Raw genomic sequence first — 948 nt, 5'->3', positions numbered from 1 at the left:
GTTACCAGCTCCGGCTTTCCCTCCATGTACGGTGCATAGTCGCTATCATCGCCCACTAACTTATCAAGCATCTCCTGACCCTTGTCACTCACCTCACCTTCTTCACCCTCTGGTTTGTGGCTTTTAACGAAAGAAGACAGATGCGTGAAAGAATCAGGGAACTCCTGCGCTCCCTCTAAAAACTGTGAAAACTTTGGCCGGTCGGACGTTTCGTCGCCGAGTGGATTAGAGAGCCGTTGCGAGTTGCTGGTGGGTCCGATTGCAGTAGACATATTACCGAGTCCTAAATTATTTTATTGAGATGATCAGCGGTAGGCAATACGCCCCATGTCGCGTTGGGATACATGGCGCGCCAACACCTCGGTAAAATGTTGGCTACTGCGGTGGTTAAGAAGCCGATGATCTTCGAATTCTTTACTCATGGCGGTCTGCTCCTGATCGTTTGTCAATCAACAATTGAACGTTAAGAGACACTACAGAAGCTAAGTGACAACACGATGACGAAGAGTCTACATTTAGATGAAGAGTCATGCCCCTCAAAACAGGGTACTCACAAATGAGGATAAAAGCCGACAGCTCAAGAAGATGCGCGCGAGTGGCTATCGTTGCCAAGCGACGAGAACCATAAGCGGGTCTACCGAATTTACCGCGAGTTGGAGTTAAATCTGCGTATCAAACCGAAAAACGGTTAATCCGCGGTAAGCTATTGGCGCAGGTGGGAAACAGAAGTATTAGTAATGTTTAGCGAGCTAGCAAAGCCTCAGCAAATTCCTTGGCAGTCTCGCGTTTTAATAGATGTTAACCCTGCAAAGCGGCTTCTGATCCTGGATTCATAGAATAACCGCAGCACTTTGGATCATTCGGTAGAGGTAGGAGGGCCAGCGCCGGTACCCTCTCTGCCTTACCTACCAAAGTGAAGCAGAGCATGGGATACCGACAACTGACCCA

At 48.7% G+C, this 948-nt stretch carries 1 protein-coding gene; it reads right to left on the bottom strand.

Annotated elements, in window-relative coordinates:
• Positions 1-272: hypothetical protein (locus QT230_RS20775; RefSeq protein ID WP_308324061.1), on the bottom strand; the 272-nt coding region annotated here is incomplete at its 3' end.
• Positions 273-948: the final 676 nt, after the last annotated feature.

Origin of the sequence: Halomonas sp. SpR8 (assembly GCF_031010195.1) — a bacterium.
Lineage (GTDB): Bacteria > Pseudomonadota > Gammaproteobacteria > Pseudomonadales > Halomonadaceae > Vreelandella.
The sequence above is the reverse complement of the archived record's forward strand: the minus strand, read 5'-3'. Positions and strand labels throughout refer to the sequence as shown.